This window comes from Shewanella sp. SW24 (assembly GCF_025653395.1).
Taxonomy (GTDB): domain Bacteria; phylum Pseudomonadota; class Gammaproteobacteria; order Enterobacterales; family Shewanellaceae; genus Shewanella; species Shewanella oncorhynchi.
The window spans coordinates 40,132-65,367 of record NZ_JAKKSH010000023.1 but is presented as its reverse complement, the minus strand read 5'-3'; the positions used below and the strand labels follow the sequence as shown (position 1 = coordinate 65,367).

Annotated in this window: 22 protein-coding genes; 11 read left to right on the top strand and 11 right to left on the bottom strand. The window is 47.7% G+C overall.

The window, feature by feature from the left end:
* Positions 1-3,054 carry an efflux RND transporter permease subunit gene (locus L5M17_RS17105; protein ID WP_263148641.1) on the top strand — a complete coding sequence of 1,018 codons (3,054 nt, stop codon included), beginning with the start codon at positions 1-3 and terminating at the stop codon, positions 3,052-3,054.
* Positions 3,051-3,356 carry a DUF3240 family protein gene (locus tag L5M17_RS17100; protein WP_006079422.1) on the top strand — a complete coding sequence of 102 codons (306 nt, stop codon included), beginning with the start codon at positions 3,051-3,053 and terminating at the stop codon, positions 3,354-3,356. The genes L5M17_RS17105 and L5M17_RS17100 overlap by 4 nt, the downstream gene beginning before the upstream one ends.
* Before the next feature lie 66 nt (positions 3,357-3,422).
* Here L5M17_RS17100 and L5M17_RS17095 read toward each other — a convergent pair whose 3' ends face one another.
* The 8 genes from L5M17_RS17095 to L5M17_RS17060 form a co-directional block, all read right to left on the bottom strand.
* Entirely contained in the window at positions 3,423-4,058 is a 636-nt protein-coding gene (locus L5M17_RS17095) for a paraquat-inducible protein A (RefSeq protein ID WP_263148639.1), read from the bottom strand.
* A gap of 113 nt (positions 4,059-4,171) precedes the next feature.
* Positions 4,172-5,362 (bottom strand): HD-GYP domain-containing protein, encoded by a 1,191-nt coding sequence (locus L5M17_RS17090; RefSeq protein WP_198573793.1) that lies wholly within the window; start codon positions 5,360-5,362, stop codon positions 4,172-4,174.
* A 243-nt stretch (positions 5,363-5,605) separates the two neighbouring features.
* Positions 5,606-5,836, bottom strand: a complete 231-nt coding sequence (locus L5M17_RS17085; protein WP_113940178.1) for a hypothetical protein — start codon at positions 5,834-5,836, stop codon at positions 5,606-5,608.
* 38 nt (positions 5,837-5,874) lie between these two features.
* The gene (locus L5M17_RS17080) at positions 5,875-6,612 is read right to left on the bottom strand and encodes a DNA-binding protein (RefSeq protein ID WP_113940177.1); all 738 of its coding nucleotides are present in this window, start codon (positions 6,610-6,612) and stop codon (positions 5,875-5,877) included.
* Between the two features lie 29 nt (positions 6,613-6,641).
* On the bottom strand, positions 6,642-7,184 hold the full coding sequence (locus L5M17_RS17075) for a hypothetical protein (RefSeq protein ID WP_012090637.1): 543 nt from the start codon (positions 7,182-7,184) through the stop codon (positions 6,642-6,644).
* Positions 7,177-7,857: an energy-coupling factor transporter transmembrane component T gene (locus L5M17_RS17070; RefSeq protein WP_006079414.1), complete on the bottom strand. Its 681-nt coding sequence runs from the start codon at positions 7,855-7,857 to the stop codon at positions 7,177-7,179. Before L5M17_RS17070 ends, L5M17_RS17075 begins: the two co-directional genes overlap by 8 nt.
* Positions 7,847-9,217, bottom strand: coding sequence for an ATP-binding cassette domain-containing protein (locus L5M17_RS17065; protein WP_113940175.1), 1,371 nt, complete (start codon positions 9,215-9,217; stop codon positions 7,847-7,849). The genes L5M17_RS17070 and L5M17_RS17065 overlap by 11 nt, the downstream gene beginning before the upstream one ends.
* A gap of 1 nt (position 9,218) precedes the next feature.
* Positions 9,219-11,432, bottom strand: coding sequence for a TonB-dependent receptor plug domain-containing protein (locus L5M17_RS17060; RefSeq protein ID WP_263148635.1), 2,214 nt, complete (start codon positions 11,430-11,432; stop codon positions 9,219-9,221).
* A 420-nt stretch (positions 11,433-11,852) separates the two neighbouring features.
* Between L5M17_RS17060 and L5M17_RS17055 the strand changes: the two genes are divergently transcribed.
* Positions 11,853-13,211: an isochorismate synthase MenF gene (locus L5M17_RS17055; protein WP_263148633.1), complete on the top strand. Its 1,359-nt coding sequence runs from the start codon at positions 11,853-11,855 to the stop codon at positions 13,209-13,211.
* A gap of 21 nt (positions 13,212-13,232) precedes the next feature.
* Here the strand turns inward: L5M17_RS17055 and L5M17_RS17050 are convergent, their stop codons facing one another.
* Positions 13,233-13,973, bottom strand: a complete 741-nt coding sequence (locus tag L5M17_RS17050; protein ID WP_105250734.1) for a transporter substrate-binding domain-containing protein — start codon at positions 13,971-13,973, stop codon at positions 13,233-13,235.
* Between the two features lie 205 nt (positions 13,974-14,178).
* Between L5M17_RS17050 and L5M17_RS17045 the strand changes: the two genes are divergently transcribed.
* Positions 14,179-14,838 carry a 7-cyano-7-deazaguanine/7-aminomethyl-7-deazaguanine transporter gene (locus tag L5M17_RS17045; protein ID WP_105250735.1) on the top strand — a complete coding sequence of 220 codons (660 nt, stop codon included), beginning with the start codon at positions 14,179-14,181 and terminating at the stop codon, positions 14,836-14,838.
* 100 nt (positions 14,839-14,938) lie between these two features.
* Positions 14,939-15,397 carry a GNAT family N-acetyltransferase gene (locus tag L5M17_RS17040; protein WP_173497811.1) on the top strand — a complete coding sequence of 153 codons (459 nt, stop codon included), beginning with the start codon at positions 14,939-14,941 and terminating at the stop codon, positions 15,395-15,397.
* A 338-nt stretch (positions 15,398-15,735) separates the two neighbouring features.
* Here L5M17_RS17040 and L5M17_RS17035 read toward each other — a convergent pair whose 3' ends face one another.
* Positions 15,736-17,889, bottom strand: coding sequence for a cache domain-containing protein (locus L5M17_RS17035; protein WP_105250737.1), 2,154 nt, complete (start codon positions 17,887-17,889; stop codon positions 15,736-15,738).
* A gap of 1 nt (position 17,890) precedes the next feature.
* Positions 17,891-19,273 carry a sigma-54-dependent transcriptional regulator gene (locus L5M17_RS17030; RefSeq protein WP_105250738.1) on the bottom strand — a complete coding sequence of 461 codons (1,383 nt, stop codon included), beginning with the start codon at positions 19,271-19,273 and terminating at the stop codon, positions 17,891-17,893.
* A gap of 284 nt (positions 19,274-19,557) precedes the next feature.
* Between L5M17_RS17030 and L5M17_RS17025 the strand changes: the two genes are divergently transcribed.
* Genes L5M17_RS17025 through moaA form a run of 6 tightly spaced genes read left to right on the top strand, consistent with a single transcriptional unit; the run spans position 19,558 to position 25,222 of the window.
* Positions 19,558-20,382 (top strand): substrate-binding domain-containing protein, encoded by an 825-nt coding sequence (locus L5M17_RS17025; RefSeq protein ID WP_105250739.1) that lies wholly within the window; start codon positions 19,558-19,560, stop codon positions 20,380-20,382.
* Positions 20,379-21,086 (top strand): ABC transporter permease, encoded by a 708-nt coding sequence (locus L5M17_RS17020; protein WP_105250740.1) that lies wholly within the window; start codon positions 20,379-20,381, stop codon positions 21,084-21,086. The genes L5M17_RS17025 and L5M17_RS17020 overlap by 4 nt, the downstream gene beginning before the upstream one ends.
* Before the next feature lie 3 nt (positions 21,087-21,089).
* Positions 21,090-21,800 (top strand): ATP-binding cassette domain-containing protein, encoded by a 711-nt coding sequence (locus L5M17_RS17015; RefSeq protein WP_011787492.1) that lies wholly within the window; start codon positions 21,090-21,092, stop codon positions 21,798-21,800.
* A complete protein-coding gene (mobA, locus tag L5M17_RS17010) occupies positions 21,784-22,374 on the top strand; it encodes a molybdenum cofactor guanylyltransferase MobA (RefSeq protein WP_011787491.1) in 591 nt (196 codons plus the stop codon). Before L5M17_RS17015 ends, mobA begins: the two co-directional genes overlap by 17 nt.
* A 36-nt stretch (positions 22,375-22,410) precedes the next feature.
* Positions 22,411-24,222 carry a bifunctional molybdopterin-guanine dinucleotide biosynthesis adaptor protein MobB/molybdopterin molybdotransferase MoeA gene (locus L5M17_RS17005; protein WP_011787490.1) on the top strand — a complete coding sequence of 604 codons (1,812 nt, stop codon included), beginning with the start codon at positions 22,411-22,413 and terminating at the stop codon, positions 24,220-24,222.
* A gap of 16 nt (positions 24,223-24,238) precedes the next feature.
* Positions 24,239-25,222 carry a GTP 3',8-cyclase MoaA gene (gene moaA, locus L5M17_RS17000; RefSeq protein ID WP_011787489.1) on the top strand — a complete coding sequence of 328 codons (984 nt, stop codon included), beginning with the start codon at positions 24,239-24,241 and terminating at the stop codon, positions 25,220-25,222.
* Positions 25,223-25,236: the final 14 nt, after the last annotated feature.

Genomic DNA, 25,236 nt, shown 5'->3' with positions numbered 1-25,236 from the left:
ATGTTGACCTCAGTCATCCGCTTTTCGCTCACGCAGCGCTTATTTGTGCTGATTGTGGCACTGATTATTATGTTAGCGGGAGCGCGAGCCTGGTTTTCCATTCCCTTGGATGCCTTTCCCGATATTTCGCCCACCCAAGTGAAGATTATCCTCAAGGCGCCCGGTATGACGCCGGAGGAAATCGAAGCGCAAATTACCGTGCCGATTGAAACCGAACTGTTAGGCATTCCCCATCAATCGATTCTGCGCTCGACCACTAAATACGCCATCAGCGATATCACCCTCGATTTTGACGAAGGTACAGATATCTATTGGGCGCGCCAGCAGGTGAGCGAACGCATCGCCGCCGTGTGGGACAGTTTCCCTGAAGGTGTGACGGGCGGCGTAGCGCCAATGAGTACGCCGCTCAGCGAAATCTTTATGTTTTCACTCGAAAATCCCAATCTTTCGCTGATGGAAAGACGGCAGTTGCTCGAATGGGAAATCCGTCCGCTACTGCGAACCGTTGCGGGTGTCGCCGATGTGAATATCCTCGGTGGCTATGCCAAAAGCTTTAGTGTGACCCCCAAACCTGCGGCTATGGCGGCCGCAGGCGTAAGTTTTGCGGCGCTGCAACAAGCGATAGTGGAGAATAATCACAACGAAGGCGCGGGCAAGCTCACCATTGGCACAGATACCATCATAGTGCGCGCCGAAGGTCGCATCGATGATATCGACGAACTCAAACAATTAGTGATCAAGGCCGATGATGCCAGAGTGTATCGACTGCAGGATTTAGCCGATATTCAAATTGGCCACTTAGCCCGCTATGGCGCAGTCACTAAAGACGGTAACGAAACCGCCGAAGCCTTGATCATCGCCCTAAAAGACGCCAATACAGCACAAGTAGTCAAAAACATTAAAGAAAAACTCGATCAAATCAGCCTAACCTTGCCAGAAGGCAGCCAGATAAACACCTTTTATGACCGCGCGAATCTGATCAATACCGCGATTGATACCATCTCCAATGCATTATTCGAAGCCGTAGTATTGGTGATCATCTTGCTGGCGCTATTTTTAGGCAACGTGCGCGCCGCATTGGTCGTGTCACTCTCGCTGCCTCTTGCCGCGTTGATGACGTTTTTGATGATGGATTACTTCAATCTTTCCGCGAACTTAATGAGTCTAGGTGGCTTGGTTATCGCCATCGGCATGTTAGTGGATTCATCTGTGGTCGTGGTCGAAAACATGGTGAATCTCATCGCGACTAAGCAGAGATTACCGCGGCTGCATTTGATTTTTCGCGCGACCAAGGACGTTGCCATTCCCGTGGTGTCGGGCACTGTAATCGTCATGATAGTGTTCTCACCCTTGCTGACCTTGAGCGGGCTTGAAGGCAAACTCTTCACCCCAGTTGCGGTCACTATCGTGTTTGCCATGCTGTCGGCACTAGTGTTGTCGTTAACTGTTATTCCGGTTATCGCTTCTTATCTCGTCAACGAAAAAGCCGCCAAGGAACCTAAGGCGATTGAAAAGCTTAAACAGCTTTATCTGGCCAGCCTCAAGAGCACGTTTAGCCATCAAAAACGCTTTATGGTGATCGCCTTTAGCTTGCTTATCGTCAGCCTAGGGCTGTTCGGGTTAGTGGGAAAAACCTTTATGCCGACCTTAGATGAAGGCGACATTATCCTGCAGCTGGAGAAATCCCCATCGATTTCACTCGAAGCTTCGATTGCCATCGACAAACAAATTCAGCAAACCTTGCTGGCTAAAGTTCCTGAAATCAAACAAATGGTGGCGCGTACTGGCGCGGATGAAATCGGCTTAGATCCCATGGGACTCAATGAAACCGATGTGTTCTTAGAACTTTTGCCCCGCAGTGAATGGCGCTTTGCCAATAAAGAAGCGCTTATCGATGCGATCCGCACTGTGTTATTGGACTATCCCGGCGTTAATTTTAACTTCACTCAACCGATACAAATGCGTGTGTCCGAAATGCTCACTGGCAGCATTGGCGACGTGGCGATTAAGGTCTTTGGTAATGATATCGACACCTTAGGTCTGCTCACGAGCCAAATCCAACAGCTGGTTAATGCCACCAGCGGCAGCGTCGATGTGAAAATGGCGATGATCGAAGGCAGTCCTTTTATCAACCTCACCTTAGATAACGAGCTCGCCCGTGGCTTTGGCATGAGCACCATGGAGTTTGCTCGCTACCTGAAAAGTCAGCTCGAAGGCGTGATAGTGACCGAAGTGCTACAGGGTAAGAAACGAACGCCCGTGCTGATGGCTAATAATCAGAGCCACTTAAGCAGCATTAATGAGCTTAAAAATCAGTTACTGGTGATGCCAGATCACTCCTTAAAACGCCTGAGTGATGTCGCCACCTTAAGCTATAAGCAAGGCCCCATCCTTATCGAGCGTGAGCAAGGGAATCGCTTTTCAGTGATCACCACCAACGTGCAGGGTCGCGATATTGTGAGTTTTGTAGAAGAGCTCAACGCTAAAATCGCAAAGGAAATCAAACTCCCGAGCGGTTATAGCGTGAGTTTTGGTGGCGAGTTTGAAAACCAGCAGCGAGCCACCAGCAATTTACTGTTAGTGATCCCTATTGCTATCGCACTGATCACTTTGATTTTATTCACCACATTTGGCTCACTGGCCAAAGCGGGCTTAATTCTCGCCAACGTTCCCTTCGCTATGATGGGCGGCATAGTTAGCCTGTATTTATCGGGGGAGTATTTGTCCGTGCCCGCCTCAGTTGGCTTTATCGCCCTGCTCGGCGTCGCTGTGCTCAATGGCGTGGTAATGGTCAGCTATTACGAACAAACCAAGCACATGTTCAGCAACCTGCGCGAACGGGTGGAACAAGGTGCGGCGCGGCGTTTACGCCCCATTTTGATGACGGCGACAACGGCCATGTTTGGTCTTATGCCGCTAGTGTTTGCCTCAGGTCCTGGGGCTGAAATTCAAAAACCTTTAGCGATTGTGGTGATTGGCGGCCTGCTCACTTCAACCATTACCACACTGTATTTACTGCCAATTCTGTATTTTTGGCTGGAGAAACGTAAATGAGCACAGAACAACTGTTAGTACTGATCGCCCAAAATGATATTAAGGACGACATAGTCGATACCTTGATAGAGTTAGAGTTTCTATCGGGCTTTAGCCTAGGGAATATTTGTGGTTTCAGCCGTGAACACAGCCATTTTAATATCAAGGAACAAGTGGAAGGTTATCGGGAGTTTTGTAAATTCGAAATCATGCACCCCGCTGCACAACAAGCCGCGCTGCTCGCTGCTTTGGCGCTGGTCTGCAAACATAATCCCTGTCGCTATTGGATTATGCCCATCTATCAAAATGGCACTTTGTCCTAACTCGCTGAGCGGTTAAATCTCGGCATCCCGACCTTATCGCTAAGGTAGGGATGCCTTATAAAATAGCTACAAAATTGGCGTTGGACGCCGCACTAAAAACCCACTCAGAATCGATAAAATGCAGTAAGCGGTAAAAAAGTAAAAACCGTTTTCAAATTGCGCTTGGGTTTTTAGCATTTCCCCCATGCCACCTGAGGCGTTCCCCGCCATAAAGGTGATGATCAGCGCTACCACAAACACATCGGCCATCGACCACTTGGCGAGTGCGTTGACGACGGCATTAATCCTCAGTTTCAGGCCAATCGAGCTAACACATTGCTGTGCCAACATTAAGCTCAACTTCAAGGCAGGCACCACCACGCTGAATAACATGACTAATCCCGCGACGAGTCCATTACCAGAGTGATAAAGTTCGGTTACCGTCCCCCAAATACTACGAGTCTTCTGCAGCACTTGGACTTCGCCCTTAAGGCTATTAAACCCAAGCAAACCACTGACCATGCTTAACATACCGCGGGCACTGTCACGCCCAGAGTCCTCATCAAATCTTTGGGCAACTTGCTCTATGCCTTGTTCCGCCAGCTTGGCCTTATCGATACTGCCGCTGATACTCAAAATAGGTTGAGTCACCCCAGGGATTAACAAAGCCAAGGATAAGATAATGATAAAAATAGGAAATAGAGATTTCATAGCACTGTTCATAGCATTGCTCGACCAGAGAAATACTTTCAGTTTACGGTTTTTAGCTCAGGCTCTGCAATCATTCACACCAGCCATCGACTCAGATGACCGGCATTTAAGGTAGGATTTGAAGATTAATAGAAAGGAGTCGGATCGATATCTAATGTACTCGGTGACACACCGCGTTCAATATAAAGTTCAGATTTTAATAAATCCACCATAGCGACATCAGTGTAACGTTTTACTTTTAAAGAATAAAAACACTTTACGATTGGATGTAGCGCATCCCTATCTTTCGAGGCCCAAACAATACCAACACGACCATCCGATAATTCAACTAAGGAACCCACAGGGTAAACACCAATACAACGAATAAACTCATAGACCAATTCTTGATCCAAATGGAATGGCGTCAGACTGAGTAAAATTTTAAAGGCCGCGGCAGGGCTCATCGCCTCTTTATAACATCGCGTTGCTGTTAAAGCATCGAAGATATCGACTATACAACTCATACGGCCATGGCGGGGGATTTCATCACCCTTCAAACCCCTTGGATAACCTCTGCCATCTAATTTTTCATGGTGCATTAAGCAGATATCTTTACTGATCTGCGACAGACCAGTAGTTTCGTTCATAATTTCAAGCGCATACACTTGATGCAGCTTCATATGTTCAAACTCTTCTGGTGTCAATTTACCCGGCTTGTGCAGCACTTTATTGTCGACTTTAATCTTGCCAATATCGTGTAAAATCCCGCCGACCGCCATTTCCCGTAGCATGACGCGATCTAGCTTTAAGTATTTACCAAAGGTAACCAGTAGAAAGGCAACATTCACTGAATGTTCAAGTAGATAGGCATCTTTTGAACGGAGTGCAGACATACATTTAAGCGCATCAGCATCCAACATCACTGACTCTATCATGGTATCGGCTAACGCTTCGAAGGGCGCGACTTCGATGGCTTTGCCTTCGAAGGTTTCGGATAACACTTTACGAATAAGATCTTTCGCTTCGGTCAGCATAACCTTAGCTTGAGCTTGTTGTTTATCGCGACTCACTAGCGCTTTTCGATTGTCGGGTTGACTATCATTAGTCGATTTTTTCTTTAACCCACAATGTTCTGCCGAACGCTCAGTGTCCACCCAAACGAATTTGATGCCACTTTTGGCCAGTTTTAAAATTGCATCCTTATGTTTAATTTGTCCAGCATTTGCAATAGCAAGTTGACCCTGATCATTTTTGTCTATGGCACTGACAAACATACCTAATGTCAATTGCGACACTGGTAATTTGATAAGCTCAACTGTTTCTGCCGACTCACTCATATCTACAACCCCAAGGATGATGTGCCCGAATAAAATATCAACTTAACCATACGACATAAAAGCGACCTACGCTCAAATGTTCTGTTGTTATTTTTGATTATTATAGAACAGACGTGAAGGGCATTCTAAGACGAGGATTAGAAAATCACCATAGACTTTCTTGGTAAACAAAATGCCCTAAACAGGATGCGATGGAATAAGGGCCTAAGGCTTAGGCAAGGCACATTTCACACTCTCACTTTTTCAATAAATGCCTAAGGCTAAGCATTCGAAACCGGCGACCATCCAGCGGCGATATTGGCAGTTGTAGCAGGAGCGGGGCTCATCGTCGATCTGCTCGTCTTCATCATCTGGGATAAAATGCGTGCACAGCTTGGCCACTTGCCTCGCCTGTGGATATTGAGCCAGTCCCGCCTTAAAAATCCAGCGGTCATCCTTTAATTCAAATGCATGTTCGACCAAGTTGAGATCCATTTAGCACTCTCTTTTTAAACTCTTTCACTAAACTTGCTCTAGTAGGCTTGCAGGGCTTGCTTGCCCGCATTGCGCCATTGTTCTGCCTCTTGGTGAACGAGCAATACAAACTGGTGATCAAGGTATACAGCTTTCACTTTGCCCTTCAGTTGCACTCGCTCATCAAGCGCAAGTCGATACTTGTCCGTACTCATCACAGCATCAAGTCCGGTTTGTTCTAGGATGTCGGCAACGCTGAGTTCGAGTGAAACATCCTCAAATTGGCCAAGTTTAATCTGGCCTTTTACCCGACCGTCGCTGCCCATCAAACGTAGCCCTAATCCCGCTAACGCTCCAATAACACCTTGGCCTGTGCCGCCATGTTCGGTCAGCTGAATATTAAGTTGTTCAGCCAAATCATAGGTCGCCGCTTTCGTAATCACTTCAACCTTAGCTCTGCGGCCAAAATCCATTAAAGCCGCGGCATCATAGTCAGAGTCGACATCGAGTATGGCGATGCCAGGATCTGCCGCAGGAGCCGATTCCGCGACCAAATGCGCAACGGCATGTTGATGGATCTCGGCCTGCGTCAGTGGCGAGCGCAGCGCAAAACACATGGCACTATTATGTGAGGTATAAGGAATATCGGGGTGCACAAACAATTGATGCCGCGTCACAAAGGAAGCATGGCCGCCCGACATATTGGCGAGCAGATGGGCAATTTCCTCGGCAATTTCGCCCGTACCCTTAGTGCCTATATCATCGGTATCGTCGATACAAATCAGCCAATTTTTCATCTGCATTTCCTAAAGCTCTAAAAAGGTTTTTAAAATTTATCACGGTGTAACAGGTCATGAGCTTTTAATCGCGTCAGCACAGGCGGTACAAGCAAGGCGCCCAGAGTGGCGAAGAAGCCGCCTTTTAATACACTCAAGCCCCATTGAATCAACACGACATCCAGCGCCATGCCCGCAAGCACATTGGTGAGTGCTACTTTACCTGCCCAAGCGATACAGCCAGCAATGCCCAAGATCACGCAGCGCCAATGCAAGTTCATACTGAGCGGCAAGAGTAAGGCAACGAGATCCATTGCTATGGCAGGCAAGGCAAACTTCAGTAAAATCATAGGCCCGCCTTTACCTACGCCTAAAGCCATGGCCACTATGCCCGCGATAACACCGCATGCCGTCATGCTGCCGAAACGACCTAACACGCCATAACAGATCAGATAAAAGAAGCTCATCAGGAACATGCTGTGACCAGACAAGCCCAGTTTCAGCCTTAACATGCCCGTTAATGCCACCAGCAAGGTGGCGCAAAAGCCGACAAATAAGGAGTCTTGTAGACTCAGCGGGATTTTTTTAGTCATTTTTGTCTCTCGGTGAATGCCAATGTGTTGGCCGTTGCGCTAAACCAAAGTGACGGCTCTGCGCTGCAACGGCCATCTGGCGAGATAATTTAAGTAATTGGATTAAGACGGGAAACAACACGCAATACACCAACTCGGACCAATTTTTAGGGTTACGCAGCGCCTTAGGTGTAATGCGAGCCCCGCGCAGACACTGGATCTGATATATCTCGCGAATTTCATCTGCCATATAGGGCAATAAACTTAAGGATGCCGCGACCACAAAGGCCCACTTGGTCGGTAAAAACGCACTTAACACTTCACCAATCCGCTCGGGAGCCGCCGTAATACACAACCACCAACCGGGAATGGTCGCCAAAATAATACGCGCAACCACCACGGCGCCTTGGGCTAAATGTTCAACGCCATAGAGGATTAAATACAGACTCAAAGTGATGCTCAATTGCACTAAACCTAGCTTTAGCACGCCCCAAATACTGCCGCGTCGCAGCAAACCGTGGATAACAAGCAGTCCATTAAGTCCAGCTAATGGCAAGAGTAAAGCAGCGGGCAATACAAAAGCACAGGCTGAGAGCACGCACACCAATAGCAGCGACAACGCACAGAGTGCCGTTTCCCGCCGCTCATAACTCCAATGCCGCAGCGCGCGTAGGCGCCGACAACTAGCCCACATAACGCTCTCCTGTTTCAATCAATTCCTCCACCAATAGACCATTACGCAAACTCAATTGCCGTGATACAGCGCTGTGTTCAATGCTTCTGTGACTGCTAAGCAAAATAGCGCAACCTTGCGAGCTTAACCGCTTCAGCAAGTACCACACTTTGCCGTAGTAATGCTTATCCATCCCCGCCAATGGATCGTCCAAAAGCAGCACCTTAGGGCGTAAACAGGCAAGTGACGCTAAGGCAATCAAGTGCTGTTGACCGTAGGATAATTTGTGGGGCGACAGCTGAGCTAAGCTAAATAAATCCAATTCATCCAACATCTGCGCCGCGCGTTCTTTGGGGAGTTCAAAACGCCTAAGGCTAAACTGCATTTCGGCCAGCACGCTGGTCTCGAATAATTGTCGACTCGGTCTTTGCATCAGCAGACCCAGCTCAGCGCCATAAATCCCCAATTTAGGCCTTCGCCCTAGCACTTTAAGGGGAAGACGCTGCCTTAAACTGTGCACGCCCGCTATAGTTTTCAATAGACTCGTTTTACCAGAGCCGTTATCTCCCACTAAGGTCACTATCTCACCCGCCTGCAGTTGAAATCCCTGCGGACACGCAAATAATGTGGGACAAGCATCGAACCCAAAATCAAAGGCTTCGGCGCTGACCAAGACTTTACCTAAGTGCTCAAACTTAGGCTGATTACGCCACGCAGGCGCCTCAGTTTGCGGCGCATCGGTCACGGTATAGACGCCTTCGGATAGCTTGCCGGCCTCTAACTGCCAGTAATGCTGAATAATCTCAGCGAAGGCCGAGGCGTTATGTTCAACCAACACTAGCGCCATGCCATCTTGGATAAGATTGCGGAGCACGACCAGCAGCTCACTCACACCGTGATCATCGAGTTGTGCCCAAGGCTCATCGAGCAGCAGTAAATGCGGCTCGCACACCAGTTGAGCGGCTATCATTAAACGATATTTTTGACCAAGGGAAAGCGTGCTGACTTGGGTATCGAGACGCAGATACAAGCCCACGCGTCGCAGAGCCAATTGCACTTTAGGCAGCATTTGCTCAGCGGGAATGCCGAGGTTTTCTAGCGCGAAAGCCACTTCGGCGCCAACGGTTTGCCGAAGTAGCTGAGTTTGCGGGTCCTGCATCACCAGACCCGTAACCAGTTGTGGGTAACGCCAGATGTCGCCTTCATGCGGGCGATTTAACACGCCCGCCAGTAGGTTTAGCAGACTCGATTTCCCAGAGCCCGTAGGACCGCTCACGCAATGGCATTGGCCAGTGCCAATGGCCAAGTTTACCTCCTGCAATACAGTCGGTAACTGGCTACCATAGTTGAAGCTAACGCCTTCGAGCGCTAGGAGTTTCATCTTAGATCTGCCAGTTCACACCGATGAAGATCTGTCGTCCCGCCTGTGGCAGAGCTTCACTCTGGTAGTAGTTTTCATCCAGCAAGTTAGTCGCACGTAGGTAAACATCTAACTTGTCACGAATTAATGGCTGTACCAGATTTACGTCCACTAAGGTGTAGTTGTCTAACGACTGCTGTTGATATTGGGTCTGACCGCCAACCTTCACCTGCGTCGCATAGACTTGGTCTAAAATACGCTCCACGTTGAGGTGAACTTGAGTCTCGAAGGGAAACTCGTAACTCATCTGCCAACGTAACTGGTGACGTGGACGATATTGCAAGGCATCTAAGGTATCGTCGCCGTCTATCTCTTCTGAATCGAGAAAACTATAGGAGAAGCTCAGATCTAAGTGCTCGATCGCATGGTTATTGATTTGGAAATCGACCCCTTTGAACTTATAACGCCCCATATTTTGGTAGAAACCATCGACATCTTTGGCGATGTAATTTTTCGCATCCGTGTAATAACCATAAAGGGAGAAATCGGTACTCGCCGGCAGATTCTGCTCTAAACCCAGCTCCACATGCTTAGACTCTTCGGCTTCTAAATCACGATTACCAGATAGCTGTGAATACAAGTTCACCATAGAGGGGAAGCGCACTTTACGTGCCACACTTAAACTTAAACGAGAATCCTGCGCCGCCTGCCAATAACTGGAGGCCATGGCCGAATAGTTGCCATCGGTACTATCTGCAGTGTCGAGTGAATGATAAGCGCCACCTAAGGTAAAGCCGTACTGCAGCTCAGATTGATACTGATACTCAGCCGCGGCCGTATATAGCCAAGCGGAATCATTTAAGTTCTCGGCGCCACCTGTACCTGTTCCACCACCTGTACCTGTTCCACCACCTGTACCTGTTCCACCACCTGTACCTGTTCCACCACCTGTACCTGTTCCACCACCTGTACCTGTTCCACCACCTGTGCCTGTTCCGCCGCCTGAACCTGTTCCGCCGCCTGAACCTGTTCCACCGCCTGTGCCTGTTCCACCGCCTGTGCCAGTTCCACCACCTGTGCCTGTTCCGCCGCCAGAACCGGTAGTGCCACCATTATTGCTGCCTGTATTAGCCGTATAAGTATCGACGACTGACTTCCAGCTTTGTTTCTCGGCAATGACTGAGGTCGTGAATAAACCCGCGGTATGCAAGTCTGTGATTAACTGCAGATTGACGCCTTGCACAACCGAGCGCCCATCTTGCGACAGCGTAACAGCCTGATAGGTTTCATCGGCATAGGAGGCTTCTAAGGTATCGCTTTGATTGTGATAGCCAAAGCCACGTAGGGTGAAAGTGTCATCAAATTGATGCGCTAACCCCAGTTGGAAAGTATGGGCGTCATAGTCATCGGTACGTTCGAATTTCAACTTGCCGCTCCCAGTACCGTCACGGGCAGGTTTTCCCCATTCGCCACTGCGCAGCGCCATATTGGCAATCAATTGGGTCTTGTCGGATAACCAGTAACTGCCTTGGGCATAAACGTTAGTGACTTCTTTATCCGAGTTAACGCGCAGCTCACCATCTTGGTATTGTGTCGGCTCAAAGTCATTGGACATAGGGAAACCATCGGTTTGCTGCCGACTGACACTGACCAAACCTTGCCAATCGTCACCCGAACCTGCGGCGCTGATATCGCCATTAAATGTATTGTCTTTGCCGGCTTCGAGGCGCCCCGCCAGTGCTGGCGCCGTACTGCCCTGTTTAGTAATAATGTTGATCACGCCGCCCGCACCACTTGGACCGTAAAGCACAGATGTCGGGCCGACAGACACTTCTACCGAGGCGATTTGGCTTGTGGGAATGATACTCGGGTCGAACTGACCATCGTCGGCGCTGCTCATAGGCACACCATTGACCAACAAAGTCACATGGCGAGTTTTAAAACCACGAATATCAACCCTTGGTGTTCCGTCACCACCAACACGAATGTACACACCCGGCACATTCTTTAAGACTTGATCTAGACTTTGCGCTCCGGTTGCACGGATCTCTTCTTCACTAATGCTCCAATGGGTCGTCGCCATTTCACTGGCTTCTCCGCCGTCACCATGCACGACGATCACTTCATTGATATTGAGTCGCGGATCACGGGCGATTTCATCGGCTTGAACAGTAAAACTAAGACCAATAGCTAAGGCTAAAGATGACACTCTAAAGAGGGTATTCGTGGTAATCATATTATTGTTGTCACGTAGAAAATTTAAGATGTGCCAGCTATTGTGGACCGCGATTATTCTGTCTCAACCGAAAAACGTTTAAAAACCAACCTAGATCGACTAATTACGACAAAGGGAAAGTACATTTAGCGACTAAGAGACAAAATGTCCACCGAGGGTGACTTGCCCGACAAAAAGACCCACTCAAGTCACATTTTTTATCAGCGTAAAATGAGACTATGGCGAAAGTCACACGATAGGGCCTTACATCTTGACACACTCGACCGTGGCCTTTAATTTGAGCGAAAGATTCTTATTTACAGACTAAAATCACTACAGGTAAATGGCTTGTAAAAGAGGACATTAACCTGAGTCGAATTTACTGACGCTGACAGAGTGACCTTCAGCTTTCGCCTTCATCCGTTATCTTTGGAGTTCTATTTGCCCGTTCATGCCCTGTCTGAAGACCTTAAGTCTCTCATCGACAAACTCATTCAATTAAAGCAAGTTCCACCGACGGAACCGATAGTGCAGTTGTCACTAAACACTGTCGCTATGCCTTTAATTTCATGGCTGGCATCCCAGGCTCATTACCCAAGGATCTACTGGCATGGGCGCGACAGAATCGAAGAAGTCGCGGCGATAGGGGCGTGCAAAGACTTTAGATTTGAAACCGGAATCAATGATCAGCAACTGGCCATGGCCTACCAAGAGCAGCGAGCCTTATCGACGAATCAGAATATTCGCTACTATGGCGGTGTTGCCTTCGATCGCACTATAGAGTCTTGGCCTGAGTTCGGTAATAGCCGCTTTATCCTGCCGCGCATTGAATTTAGACGCAGTGGTAACAAATTTAGCCTATTAGTGAATCTTAATTTTGCTGATAATGATCACCATAGCGAGATAGATAAGGCCATCGGCGCTATCGAAGCCGTCATGCCAGCTAAGCCACTCTCGCCACCTAAAAAGATCGTTCCACTTGGGCGCAGTGACAAGCCCAATTTTGAACGTTGGAAGACATTAGTCGAGCAAGTGGTGGATCCTAAGTTCAATCAAGATACCCCAAAAGTCGTGTTATCCCGCTTAACACAACTTGAAGTCAACGAACCTATCGATCCTTGGATGGTACTGGCTTGCTGGCAGGGCCGTAATCCCAATAGTTTCCAGTTTGGCTTTCAATTTAGCCCAGATCGCACTTTTATCTCTTGCTCACCAGAGCGTTTATTCCGCCGCCGTCAGCAGGAGCTATTTACCGAGGCACTTGCTGGTACAACGGTACGCGGTCTCAATCAAGAAGAAGATATTGCGCTGGCGAACGCTTTATTAGAAGACAACAAAAATAGCGTTGAAAACCAACTTGTTCGTAGCCACATAGTGAATATGCTCACGCCGCTGAGCAATTATGTTGGCGCCGATGAATTAGCGACTATTTTTAAACTGAACCATATTCAACATTTACACCGTGCAATTCGAGCCGAATTGAAGCCGGGCGTGAATGATTTCCAACTGTTGCAAGCCCTGCATCCTACTCCTGCAGTTGGCGGCTTGCCGCGATATTCAGCGCTAAACTTTATTCGTCAACGTGAAGGTTATATTCGTGGTTGGTACGCCGGTGCCTGCGGCTATTTCAATAAATATGAGAGTGAGTTTTCGGTAGCGATCCGCAGTGCGCTGATCGAACCCGGTCGGATTAACCTATTTGCGGGTGCGGGAATTATTGCAGGTTCTGAGCCCGAAGCTGAGTGGCAAGAGCTTGAAAATAAACTCGCAACCATAATGTCGATTTTATTCGAAATGTAATAAGCCTAGTAAACATTAAGACTATTCAGCGCCGTCAGCCCTTCGTTTTTCAATCGTTTCAAGGTAAAGCCTGTCCTGTTCACCCGAATCGATTAAGCGCTTATGTGCAAGATCAAAATGTTGTTTCAACATCTGGCCTTTCTCGGTGTTAGCGAAAACAAAATAGGTTTCGGCCTTGAGTACACCTTGAATAATCACAAAATTTTGTGGCGCCTTTAATTTAGGAACAAACGTAAGTAAATTAGGTTTGTAATCTAGCACGGCATCTATACGTCCAGCATTTAAGCTATTGAGCATAGTCAACATATCGCTACTTTCTTCGTAATACATAGGCACAGGTGTCAGCATATTGTATCTGTAGGCCAGCATGGCCTGAACCTTCTTGTGGGATAGGCTTTCAATACCAGTCCATCCTGCCGCCACCTCAGCAGTAACAGCCACATCGATAGAGTCCACTTCAACCATATTCTCTGTTAATAGCCCCTTTTTAATATCACCCTTGTAAACGCTGAGCGTGATATCGGTACGATTGTGCTCAACAAGATATAAACTGCGGGCAAAAGGCATAAACTGCACATTGAGTTGCCATTCTGGCTCAGGGAAAATCCGCTGAAGTAACTCGAAGTAGTAACCCGTTTTATCACGATTGGCAAATCCCTCCCAAGTTGACGTTGCTACATCGACCACTATCGGCTGAGCGGCGGAAACAGACACAGGTAACACAGCTAAAAATAAGCAAAAAGTAGCAAAAAATCGTCTCATGGCTATCCTCCTTCGACGTATTCAAAGTGTAGAAGAGTTTTCATTCTATGTGCACATTTAAACAGCAGACTTGCATCTTAAAACTCGACCACTATAATGGCGACCCGATTTCAGCACGCTGTCACCGGCAATAAAGTCGTAAACATAATAAATTGAATATTAGCGGGTTCCCTCACCCCGCCCTACACAACTAAAAAGGCCACATATGTTAATGTTAACCACAGCGCAGCTTCGCCGCGCTTTATTCCTATTAGTAGGATTTCACATACTGATTATTTGCGTCAGCAACTACTTAGTACAATTGCCATTTCAACTGTTTGGCTACCACACAACTTGGGGGGCATTCAGCTTTCCGTTCGTGTACTTAGCCACAGATCTCACTGTCCGTATTTTTGGCCAACAAGCCGCACGCAGCATCATACTCAAAGCTATGATTCCCGCTTTGATGATTTCCTACGTGATGGGAGTGATGTTCCATCAAGGCAGCTTTCAAGGTGCTGATTCACTTGCACAGTGGAATACCTTTGTGTTCCGAATTGCCTTTGCCAGCTTCGCGGCTTATTTGATTGGTCAGTTGATGGATATTAAGGTTTTTGCCCGTATTCGAGCCAGTCGCTCTTGGTGGGTCGCCCCAGCAGCCTCCACCTTAGTTGGAAATCTGGTCGATACTTTAGTCTTTTTCAGTATCGCCTTTTACGCCTCTTCCGATAGCTTTATGGCAGCCAATTGGCCCGAAATCGCTACAGTCGATTACGGCTTTAAGCTAATCGTGAGCTTAGGCCTTTTCCTACCGGCATACGGTGTTTTGCTAAAAGTCTTACAGGACAAGATTTTGCGAGCCAATCCGCAAGAATCAATTTCCTAATTAACCCAACTGGCCAGACCTGTTATAATTTAACCAGTTAATAGCTCTGCCCTGCTCCTGTTAACGCGCGAGTGGGGCTGATTTTTTATGAGAGTAAACTATGTATTCTATTGAAATTAAAGCAGAGTCAAGTTTGACTCCCGAGTTAGCCGCTCAGCTTATCGAACTTAGCCAACAAATCCCTGAGCTCGATCACCCACTCACAAACGAAGTGTTGGACCAGCGCTTACAGGGCAAGACATGTTTGATCTTAGTCGCATATGTAGAAGGTGAATTGGCAGGGTTTAAACTGGGTTACGAGCAAGAAGAAGCCATATTTTATAGCTGGTTAGGTGGCGTTGCATCCGACTTTAGACGTTTAGGCTTAGCGCAGAGTCTACTCGAATATCAAGAAACTTGGGCGCGCCGCCAAGGATATAATCATATTCAAGTGAAGACGCTGAACCGCTTCCCTGCGATGCTTAATTTATTGATCAGTAATCAATATTTAATTACTGAACTGACAGCCGATCCTAAAAGCTTAGTCGATCATAAACTGTATCTGTGCAAGTCGATCTAAACCGTTAATGGATGAGAGCAAAACGATATTTGTAAAGATGTGCACTTTTTGCAATAAATAGCTTGCAAACACAATTGAGAATGATTATCGTTAACGTGCGTTCCAAAACTCATCTTTAACAACGATGACTGGTAATCGACGTTGTTATGGAGCTCCTGAGTTTGCAAGCACGACATTGCTCACACACACTCTTTGTGGCCGGACTCATCATCCGGCTTTTTTTTGCCTAAAAATCAGTAATGCAAAGCCACATAATACAAAGCTAGCAATCGCTCGACATATTTTAATTCAAACCTAATCAGCCAAATACAATACACTGCCTATCTAACGGGATAAGACTAATCTGCAGACATATCGCTGTAGTTGCCCGCAAAGTGTAAGCCATCGTAGGGATTATTTTGCTGATCTTCCTTCGCTTCATGATACAAACCTATGGTAAATAAAGACCCTTTACCCAAAGTTGAACTCACTTCTATCGTGCCACCAATCCGCTTGATAATGCCGTAACTGAGCGAAAGACCTAAACCAGTGCCATCCTTACGTGTGGTATAAAAAGGGTCGAAAATCCGTCCCAGCTGCTCTGGCGCTATCCCTGAGCCTTCATCTTCCACTTCGATTTTGACGCCAATCGGCATATCCTGCTGCACCCAGTCATAGGTTCGCACCCAAATACGTCCTTTACCGTCCATCGCATGCGCCGCATTCACTACAAGATTAATCAAGACTTGCAGCAACTGCGGACGATTAACCTGTACTGGACAACTGGCGTTTAACTCAGTGATCAGCACGACTTCTTGTTTTTGAATCGAATGTCGCACCAACACCAACATTTCTTCGATAATAGGAGTCATCGGATGCATTTCTAGTGGTGCGTTGAATTCGCCAGGTCGGCTGTATTGCAACAGGCTACGGATGATAGTGCTGATCCGCCCAACCTGTTGAATGACTAGATCAATTTCTTCTTTCACTACTTCTGCATTGTCGCCAAGCTCGTAGCGCAGTAACTCCATATTGCCGAGGATTACGGCAGTCGGATTATTGATTTCATGGGCGATACCTGCGGTCAATTCGCCAAGAGCAGTGAGCTTCTCGTTAGTGACGAGCTGTTGACGCGTTTCGTTTAGTAATGCCACGTTACGTTGCAGCTCTAAGGTTTTATCCTGCAGGCTACGAGTACGCTCTTCAACCTTCATTTCAAGCTGTTCTGCCGCCGCTTGAATTTGGGCATTTCGACGCTGTAGCAAGTCAAGCATACTGTCAAACTGCTCGGCTAAGTTCGATAACTCGTTATCCCGATCTAATCCTAAGGCACCGATACGAATATTGCGCCCCGACTGCACAGCTTGTACAACATGGTGAATACGTTCAATTGGCTGCAATAAACTATAAGCACCGCGATAAACCAGCAGGCCAGAGACCAACAGCACTAACATTAGAATCGTGCCTAGCTCTATGATATTGAGTAAATAATTATGGATAAATGGCGATTCAGAAAAGCCGGTATAGATCATACCGACACGTTGGCCGCGAACATCTTCCAAGGGGGCATAAGCGGAAATAAACCAATCGTTAAATACGAAAGCGCGATCGACCCACTGCTCGCCTTGAGTTAACACTTTGTCTTTCACCTCCTCCGATACTAAACTGCCAAGCGCGCGGCCCAGCGTCTCATTACCTGTGGGATAAAAATGCAGCGGCACGTTGGTGGAAATACGGATGTTATCTAAGAAGATGGTCACAGTACCAATGGAACGCTCGGGCAAGGTGCCTTTGTCGTATACCAGATCACGAATGTGGTCGACAATTCGAGTATCGCGATTAAACAAGATCCCACCATCGAGATACCAAGCCACTTTGCCTTCCATATCAGGGACGGGCAATAGGCTACGGCTCAATAAACCACGTTCTTCAACGGTTTTAACGGGGCTCTGCGCCCGCAAGGTTGCAACTATCGGAATGCTCGCAGTGATAGCCAATTCGGGATCGATACGTGCTAAACGCTCGGGCGGCAGCACCATCAAGCCGGAGTAAGGTAATAAACCGTCTAACTTAGGAAGGATTTGGCGTAAATCGGGGTCTGCGGCCGCTTCGGCAACACTGACTAAACGCAGATAATCGAGATTTAGCTGTTTTTTCTGTTCAAGAAGAAAAGCATCAATACTGGCTCGGTAGCTGACTTCGCCACTTAATTCTTTACCACTGAAAAGTGGCCTAAAGTCATTTTGAAAGGTCCAAGACGTCACCACACGTTCAAGTTGTTTTTCTTGGCGTACTTGCACTTGCTGCAAAGTGTTTTCGGCAACAGATAAGTCAGCTTTAACCTTCATAAACAGCTGCTTACCTGTATAACTGATGTTCCAGTAAATTGTGATAAACACTAAACTCACCAGTGTCAGCAAAATAGGCAGTAATGTCAGGATTAATATGCGATAGCGCACCTTGGCCTGCATTTGCTGCCAACTGACACCAAAAAAGTGAGTGAAGAATGACACCCTATGACTCCTGTTCGCCACTAAAATCAAACCACTCTTTATACTTGCGATCTAAGGTCTTACGCGATACGCCTAAATCCCTCGCCGCGGCAGACTTATTGCCAGAATGTAAGTCCACAACACTGGTCACATGGTGTTTTTCCACGTCTTTCAATGGCCAATCCAATGGATAACCCGATGTGGATAAAGACTCACTCTTCAGCTGTTGCTTCCAATATTCCGCAGGCGGTTTACCCAGCAAAATACAACGCTCAATCATGTTGCGCAGTTCACGAATGTTACCAGGCCACTCGTGTTGCTGTAGTTTCACCATATCTTCATGGCTCCACACGACTTCTCTTACCCCTAATTCAGCGGCAAGTTGGCGAGTGAAATGATGGGTTAACTCCACGACATCTTCGGGTCTATCACGTAATGGCGGGATTAAAATATCGAGCACATTCAGCCGATAATATAAGTCTCGACGGAAATTCCCTGCATCCACTTCATCAATCAGAGTACGGTTAGTGGCCGCGATCACTCGCACATCGATGTTAACTTCTTTCTCGCTGCCCACAGGACGAATCGCTTTTTGCTCTAATACTCTGAGCAATGCCGTTTGCATTTTCAGTGGCATTTCGCCAATTTCATCGAGAAAAATCGTCCCGCCAGAAGCAAAACTGAATAAACCTTCACGATTGCCTTTCGCACCCGTAAAGGCACCGGCGGTATGGCCAAACAATTCACTTTCGAGCAGTTCAGGGGCGATAGAGCCACAGTTAACTGGGACAAAAGGTCCCTGACGTCCACTAAGCAAATGTAATTGCCGTGCGACTAATTCCTTACCCGTGCCCGACTCACCTTGGATCAAGACGACGGCATTGGTCGGCGCCACACGTTCGATGATATGTTTCACCGACTTCATGGCTTCACTGCTGCCAATAATGGTCGATGAATAACCGATTGAAACCTCACGACGCAGCATCAAGTTTTCACGTTTAAGCAAGCGACGTTCGATACAGCGATCGACCGCAGTCATCATCTGTTCGAGATGGAAAGGTTTCATGATGAAGTCAGAAGCACCCGCGCGTAGCGCGGTAATCGCCACTTCCATGTCGGCATAGCCAGTCATAAATATGATGTCCGAACGACGCCCCTGCTCATCCAACGCTTCATGCCATTCGATACCCGAACGACCAGGCAGACGAATGTCGACGATAAGCAAATCGAAATGGCAACGGCTACGCAGCTGCTCCGCATCTTCGATACTGCCCGCCGTTTCGACTAAGGCAAATTTCTTCGAGAGTGCCTTATTTAAAAAACTCCGCATTCCGGGTTCATCATCAACAATCAGTACCGATACTGCCGATGGAAGAGGCTTGAGGTTATTATCTATCTGGCTCATATTGTCTGCTTCTGGACATTTTGACTCATTTGCGACCAATTCTAGCACTGAAAATAGATGAATAGGTCACTATGAACCATCAGAAGTTTGTCCTGAGACAATTTGTCTGTAGAGTATTTGTTAAGCTTGGGATCAAGCTCACAAATTAGGTTAAGCTGTGAAGAAAATGACCGCATTCTCAGCTTGGCATCTAACTTGCTTTCAACCGAACGTATTACAATTTACGAGACCTTCCACTCAGTAGGCATTTGAGTTGGAATCCTATTTTCCGCCAAGGAGTACCCATGCTAAACATGAAATCTCATATGAAGTCATTACTGGGACTGGTTGTTGCAGCCAGTATGTTCACTGTTTTACCCGCTCACTCGACTGAAATTATCAAGTTAGCCACCACCACCAGCACAGAAAACTCAGGCCTATTGAAAGAACTGTTACCTAAGTTCGAAAGTGAATCAGGCTACAAGGTTCAAGTCATCGCCACTGGTACAGGTAAAGCCCTGAAACTAGGTGAGCAAGGTGACGTGGATTTAGTCATGACTCACGCGCCTAGCGCCGAAGCTAAATTCGTAGCCGATGGTTTTGGTGTTGAGCCCCGTGGCATTATGGAAAATGATTTCGTAGTACTTGGCCCTAAAAACGACCCAGCAAAAATCCGTGACAGCAAAACGGCCGAAGAAGCTTTCGTTAAAATGGCAAAATCAGGCGTGCCTTTTATCTCTCGTGGTGACAATTCAGGCACTCACATCAAAGAGTTAGAAGTATGGAAAGCGGCAAATGTTACTCCTAACTTCAAAGGTTATACTTCAGTCGGTCAAGGCATGGGTAAAACCCTGCTGATGGCAAACGAAATGCAAGGTTACACTCTGTCTGACCGTGGTACTTTCGTGGCTTATAAAACTAAACTCGATCTTGCCGTTGATTTCGATGGTGGCAAAACCTTAGCCAACCCATACCAAGTCATTCTCATCAACCCTGCTAAATACCCAGATCTGAACCACAAAGGCGCTAAAGCATTCAGCGACTGGTTGATCAGCAAAGAAGGTCAAAGCATGATCAACAACTTCAAAGTCGAAGGCGAGCAATTGTTCAAGGCAACTTATAGCGAATGAACGACGGCTGGCTAGCACTATTACAGCAGGCGTTAAGCCTGCTGTTTTCTTTAGACCCTGACGTTTGGTCCATCATTTCGATCTCGTTTTCGGTTTCTTTCGCGGCACTGCTGATCACGCTTGTTCCTTCCATGGTGCTCGGCTTTGTATTGGCGTTTGCGCCATTTCGCGGCAAATGGATAGTCACTAACTTAGTTCAAACTCTGCAATCAATCCCCACAGTGGTTATCGGTCTACTCGTGTATTTACTGCTAACACGCAACGGTCCTCTGGGCGATCTAAAATGGTTATTTACCCAAGAAGGAATGATTCTCGGGCAAATGTTCATCTGTGCCCCCGTACTAATTGCAATGAGCCAAGCCGCATTCACTAGCGTTGATCGCAGAGCTTGGGAAACCTCACGCACCTTAGGCGCCTCTTGGTGCCGTGCAGTGTGGACAGTCTGCCGAGAACTGCGCATGCCCTTACTGCTGGCGATTGTCGCGGCCTTTAGTCGCATTCTGACCGAAGTCGGCTGCTCTATGATGGTCGGCGGCAATATTTTAAACGTAACCCGTAATATTCCTACTGCAATCGCACTTGAAACCAGCAAAGGTGACTTCGCCCAAGCTATCGCCCTCGGGCTAGTGCTGCTAATCTTGGCCTTGATCCTCAACTTTGCCTTAGGTAGTTTACGCGGCAAAGCCATGCCAAGGAGCCACTAAGCAATGACTAAGGTCAAACTGATCGCCCGTGACGTAGAAATGTCCTTTGGCGCGCGCCTGCTATTCAAAGCCGACGTATTATCGTTCTGCCAAGGAGATGTGATTTATCTGCAAGGCGACAATGGCACAGGCAAATCAACCTTGATGAAAATTCTGGCGGGCTTAATGCCACCAACCAAAGGCCATATTGAGGCTGTCGGTTTTGCCCAAAATGCTTGGTGGCGACGCAATCCATTGTTAGGTAAGGCCGTTTATCTGCACCAACATCCTTATTTGTTCGACGGCACAGTGGAATATAATCTCACCTATGGGCTGAATTTCAGCTCAGAAACAAAAGCCAAGGCGAAACAGCGGATTACTCAAGCAATTGAGATGGCGCAGCTAGGGTCGCTGCTGCAGGCAAGGGCCAGTAATCTCTCTGGCGGCGAAAGACAGCGCCTCGCGATTGCGCGCGCTTGGATCCTACAACCTAAACTATTAATGCTCGATGAACCCACCTCCAATATGGACAAGGATTCCCAAGAGCTAGTATTAAAAATGATCCAACAACTCAAACACGAAGGCACAGGAATGTTACTGAGTAGCCATCAGAATTGCGCGCTAACCGCCATCTGCGAACAACAGTGGCACATAGAAGGTGAGCGCGTGATGACCTCTTATCAACAGCCAGAATCTTTGCCAGCACAGGAGCCTTTGTATGTCATCGCAAATTGATGCCGTTATTCTCGCCGGTGGTATGGCCCGTCGCATGGGTGGCGACGATAAAGGTCTCGTCGAATTAAACGGCGAAGCCATGATTAAGCACACAATAGATAGAATAAAACCTCAGGTTAAGGAGATCCTGATCAACGCAAATCGTAACCAAACACGTTATGCTGAGTTCGGTTTTAAGGTGATAAGTGACGAGCATAGTGGTTTCCTCGGACCTTTAGCGGGTATGATCACCGCTATGGGCCAAACAGATGCAGACTACTTATTGGTAGTACCCTGCGACTGTCCACTCCTGCCACTCGACCTTGTTCCGCGTATGTTGGCAGCAATTGAAGCAGAAAAAGCCGAGATTGCTGTCGCCAGTGACGGTGAGTATGAACAACCCGTTGTTTTACTCTTAAAACCTAGCTTACGTGACTCGATGAAAGCGTTTCTTGAGGCGGGTGAGCGTAAAGTGGACTTTTGGTATATCAAACATCACTTCGTCGTAGCGTCATTCGCCGACCAGCCCAATGCTTTTGTGAATGTAAATACGCCAGAACAAAAACAACGACTAGCGATAAAAATCACCCAATAGCTAAAAAGGCTCCAATAACCCAAATTAGAGGTGCAAATGAGTAACCCCTTCGTCAATCCGCTCGCCATTCCCGTTCTCGGATTTTGTGCCTACAGTGGCACGGGGAAAACCACCTTACTCAAGCAATTGATCCCCGAATTAAATCAACGTGGCCTACGCTTAGCCGTAATCAAACATGCCCACCATAATTTCGACGTAGATATTCCCGGCAAAGACAGTTACGAAATGCGTAAAGCGGGCGCACGACAAATGCTGGTCGCCTCCCATGTACGCTGGGCGCTGATGACAGAAGACGCGCGCGATGGCGATCCTGAGTTAGTCCATTTACTCAAGCAAATCGAAGCCGACAAAGTCGATATCGTCCTCGTCGAAGGCTTTAAAAAGCTCGCATTACCTAAAATTGAATTGCACCGCGCCGCCCACGGCAAACCTTTTATCTACACCCAAGATGAGAATATCCTCGCCATCGCCTGTTGCGATGATACTCAGTTGCCAAACGACGCACTCCCGAGTGAGCTGCGCCGACTCGATCTCAACAATATCAGCCAGATTGCCGATTTTGTGATGGAGTACGCCCAAAACTGGGAAGCGCCACTCCAATACCCCATTTCGGCCGTGGATGCCTGCGCCATAGGCGACAACAAAAACCTCAGCGTCAGCCAAGGTTTAGCGCAGATTTTATCCCATGTATCACCTGTGGCAGAGATTGAAGACATTGAGTTAGATGCCTTAGATAACCGCGTACTGGCCAGCGACAGCATTTCTCCCGTCGACGTGCCACAACAAACTAATTCGGCGATGGATGGCTACGCCTTTGTCTATCAAGACCCAATGCCTACCACCTTAAAATTGGTGGGAGAGGTTCTTGCCGGTCATCAATATTCGGCCACGCTTAAAGTCGGCGAAACCGTGCGTATCATGACGGGCGCAACAGTGCCTGCAGGTGCCGATACTGTGCAGCCCCGAGAGCTTGCCAAGGAAGTCGATGGCATTGTTAGCTTTGAAGGCCGCATTCTTTCTGGCCAACACGTTCGCCTCGCTGGAGAAGATATTGCTCAAGGCCAAGTCGCACTCGCAAAAGCCACTCGCCTAAGCGCCGCCGAACAAGGTTTACTGGCCTCACTCGGGCTCAATCACGTGAGTGTATATCGCCGCCCAACTGTTGCAGTATTCTCCACCGGCGATGAAGTGAGCCAGCCTGGCGAAGTACTCAAAGCTAACTGCATTTATGACTCAAACCGCTTTACCATCAAAGCGATGGCAAAACGTCTCGGTTGTGACGTTATCGATTTAGGCATTATCGAAGATTCCGAAGCCGCCCTTGAAGCAACTCTCGCTAAAGCCGCCGACCTTGCCGATGTCGTCATTAGCTCGGGTGGTGTATCTGTCGGCGATGCGGACTACATCAAAACCGTGCTTGCACGCCTCGGAAAAATTGATTTCTGGCGGATTAGCATGCGTCCGGGTCGGCCACTCGCCTTTGGTAAAATCGGTGATAGCTTATTCTTCGGACTGCCTGGCAACCCTGTGGCCGTCATGGTGTCTTTCCTGCAATTTGTGCAGCCAGCTTTACGAAAATTAGCAGGTGAAGTGAATTGGCAAGCGCAGCTATTCCCTGCAATAAGTGATGAAACTCTACGAAGCCGTCAAGGCCGCACCGAATTTATTCGCGGGATTTATCAGCTTGGTAAAGATGGACGCCTACACGTGAGTAGCACGGGCAACCAAGGTTCTGGGATGTTAAGTTCAATGGTTAAAGGGAATTGCCTCATCATCATAGGGGATGATGCAGAAGCCGTGAATGCAGGTGAAACTGTGTTTATTCAACCCTTTGCGGATCTGCTTTAAGATCCAGTGAGTTTTTATGAGTCTAATTGTGGATTCCTTTGGCCGTAAGGTCGAATATTTACGGCTCTCGGTCACCGACCGCTGCGACTTTCGCTGTGTTTATTGCATGACGGAAGATCCTTGTTTTCTGCCAAAGGACCACGTACTCCACCTCGAAGAATTAGCTTGGATTGCCCAAGCCTTTACCGAGCTTGGTGTGACTAAAATTCGCCTGACCGGCGGTGAGCCCTTAGTTCGCACCGATTGCGACCAGCTAGTGGGTCTGCTTGGCAAACTGCCTGGGCTGACGGATTTATCCATGACCACTAATGGTTCAAGGCTGACAAAATTCGCTAAACCCATGTTTGATGCAGGATTAAAGCGCCTCAATATCAGCCTAGATACCTTAAACCCCACACTGTTTACTCAGCTAACGCGTAACGGCAAATTAGACAGAGTCATAGATGGTATTGATGCGGCTATTGCGGCGGGATTTGAACGTATCAAGATTAATGCGGTGATTTTAAAACAGCAGAACGATAATGAAGTTATTGATTTAGTTGATTTCTGCCGTGGCCGTAACTTAGACATCGCCTTTATCGAAGAAATGCCACTTGGCGAAATGGATGAGCGGAAACGCGCCCGTCATTGCAGCAGCGATGAAGTAAAAGCCATCATCAATAGTCACTATCCGCTACAGCTTTCCAACAAACGTACCGGCGGCCCAGCACGTTATTACACTATGGCTGACAGCCCAATCCATATCGGCTTTATCTCGCCCCACAGCCACAACTTCTGCCACGAATGTAATCGCGTGCGCGTCACAGTCGAAGGCCAATTATTGCTGTGTTTAGGCAATGAACATGCCGTTGATCTCAAAAGCATAGTCCGGGAATTTCCGGCTGATATTGAAAGATTAAAAGTCGCTATTCTCGCGGGAATTAATCTCAAGCCTAAGCAACACGACTTTGGCAATAATGAGGTACAAATCCTACGCTTTATGAACGCCACTGGCGGTTAAGCATCACCACTCCA

What these genes read in the sequence shown, in the direction of transcription:
- L5M17_RS17005 (WP_011787490.1), top strand. Translation starts at nt 22,411, where the DNA reads ATGAGTAACCCCTTCGTCAATCCGCTCGCCATTCCCGTTCTCGGATTT.
- mobA (WP_011787491.1), top strand. Translation starts at nt 21,784, where the DNA reads ATGTCATCGCAAATTGATGCCGTTATTCTCGCCGGTGGTATGGCCCGT.
- L5M17_RS17050 (WP_105250734.1), bottom strand. Translation starts at nt 13,973, where the DNA reads ATGAGACGATTTTTTGCTACTTTTTGCTTATTTTTAGCTGTGTTACCT.
- L5M17_RS17090 (WP_198573793.1), bottom strand. Translation starts at nt 5,362, where the DNA reads ATGAGTGAGTCGGCAGAAACAGTTGAGCTTATCAAATTACCAGTGTCG.
- L5M17_RS17095 (WP_263148639.1), bottom strand. Translation starts at nt 4,058, where the DNA reads ATGAACAGTGCTATGAAATCTCTATTTCCTATTTTTATCATTATCTTA.
- L5M17_RS17045 (WP_105250735.1), top strand. Translation starts at nt 14,179, where the DNA reads ATGTTAATGTTAACCACAGCGCAGCTTCGCCGCGCTTTATTCCTATTA.
- L5M17_RS17080 (WP_113940177.1), bottom strand. Translation starts at nt 6,612, where the DNA reads ATGAAAAATTGGCTGATTTGTATCGACGATACCGATGATATAGGCACT.
- L5M17_RS17020 (WP_105250740.1), top strand. Translation starts at nt 20,379, where the DNA reads ATGAACGACGGCTGGCTAGCACTATTACAGCAGGCGTTAAGCCTGCTG.
- moaA (WP_011787489.1), top strand. Translation starts at nt 24,239, where the DNA reads ATGAGTCTAATTGTGGATTCCTTTGGCCGTAAGGTCGAATATTTACGG.
- L5M17_RS17100 (WP_006079422.1), top strand. Translation starts at nt 3,051, where the DNA reads ATGAGCACAGAACAACTGTTAGTACTGATCGCCCAAAATGATATTAAG.
- L5M17_RS17040 (WP_173497811.1), top strand. Translation starts at nt 14,939, where the DNA reads ATGTATTCTATTGAAATTAAAGCAGAGTCAAGTTTGACTCCCGAGTTA.
- L5M17_RS17025 (WP_105250739.1), top strand. Translation starts at nt 19,558, where the DNA reads ATGCTAAACATGAAATCTCATATGAAGTCATTACTGGGACTGGTTGTT.
- L5M17_RS17070 (WP_006079414.1), bottom strand. Translation starts at nt 7,857, where the DNA reads ATGTGGGCTAGTTGTCGGCGCCTACGCGCGCTGCGGCATTGGAGTTAT.
- L5M17_RS17075 (WP_012090637.1), bottom strand. Translation starts at nt 7,184, where the DNA reads ATGACTAAAAAAATCCCGCTGAGTCTACAAGACTCCTTATTTGTCGGC.
- L5M17_RS17085 (WP_113940178.1), bottom strand. Translation starts at nt 5,836, where the DNA reads ATGGATCTCAACTTGGTCGAACATGCATTTGAATTAAAGGATGACCGC.
- L5M17_RS17015 (WP_011787492.1), top strand. Translation starts at nt 21,090, where the DNA reads ATGACTAAGGTCAAACTGATCGCCCGTGACGTAGAAATGTCCTTTGGC.
- L5M17_RS17105 (WP_263148641.1), top strand. Translation starts at nt 1, where the DNA reads ATGTTGACCTCAGTCATCCGCTTTTCGCTCACGCAGCGCTTATTTGTG.
- L5M17_RS17060 (WP_263148635.1), bottom strand. Translation starts at nt 11,432, where the DNA reads ATGATTACCACGAATACCCTCTTTAGAGTGTCATCTTTAGCCTTAGCT.
- L5M17_RS17030 (WP_105250738.1), bottom strand. Translation starts at nt 19,273, where the DNA reads ATGAGCCAGATAGATAATAACCTCAAGCCTCTTCCATCGGCAGTATCG.
- L5M17_RS17065 (WP_113940175.1), bottom strand. Translation starts at nt 9,217, where the DNA reads ATGAAACTCCTAGCGCTCGAAGGCGTTAGCTTCAACTATGGTAGCCAG.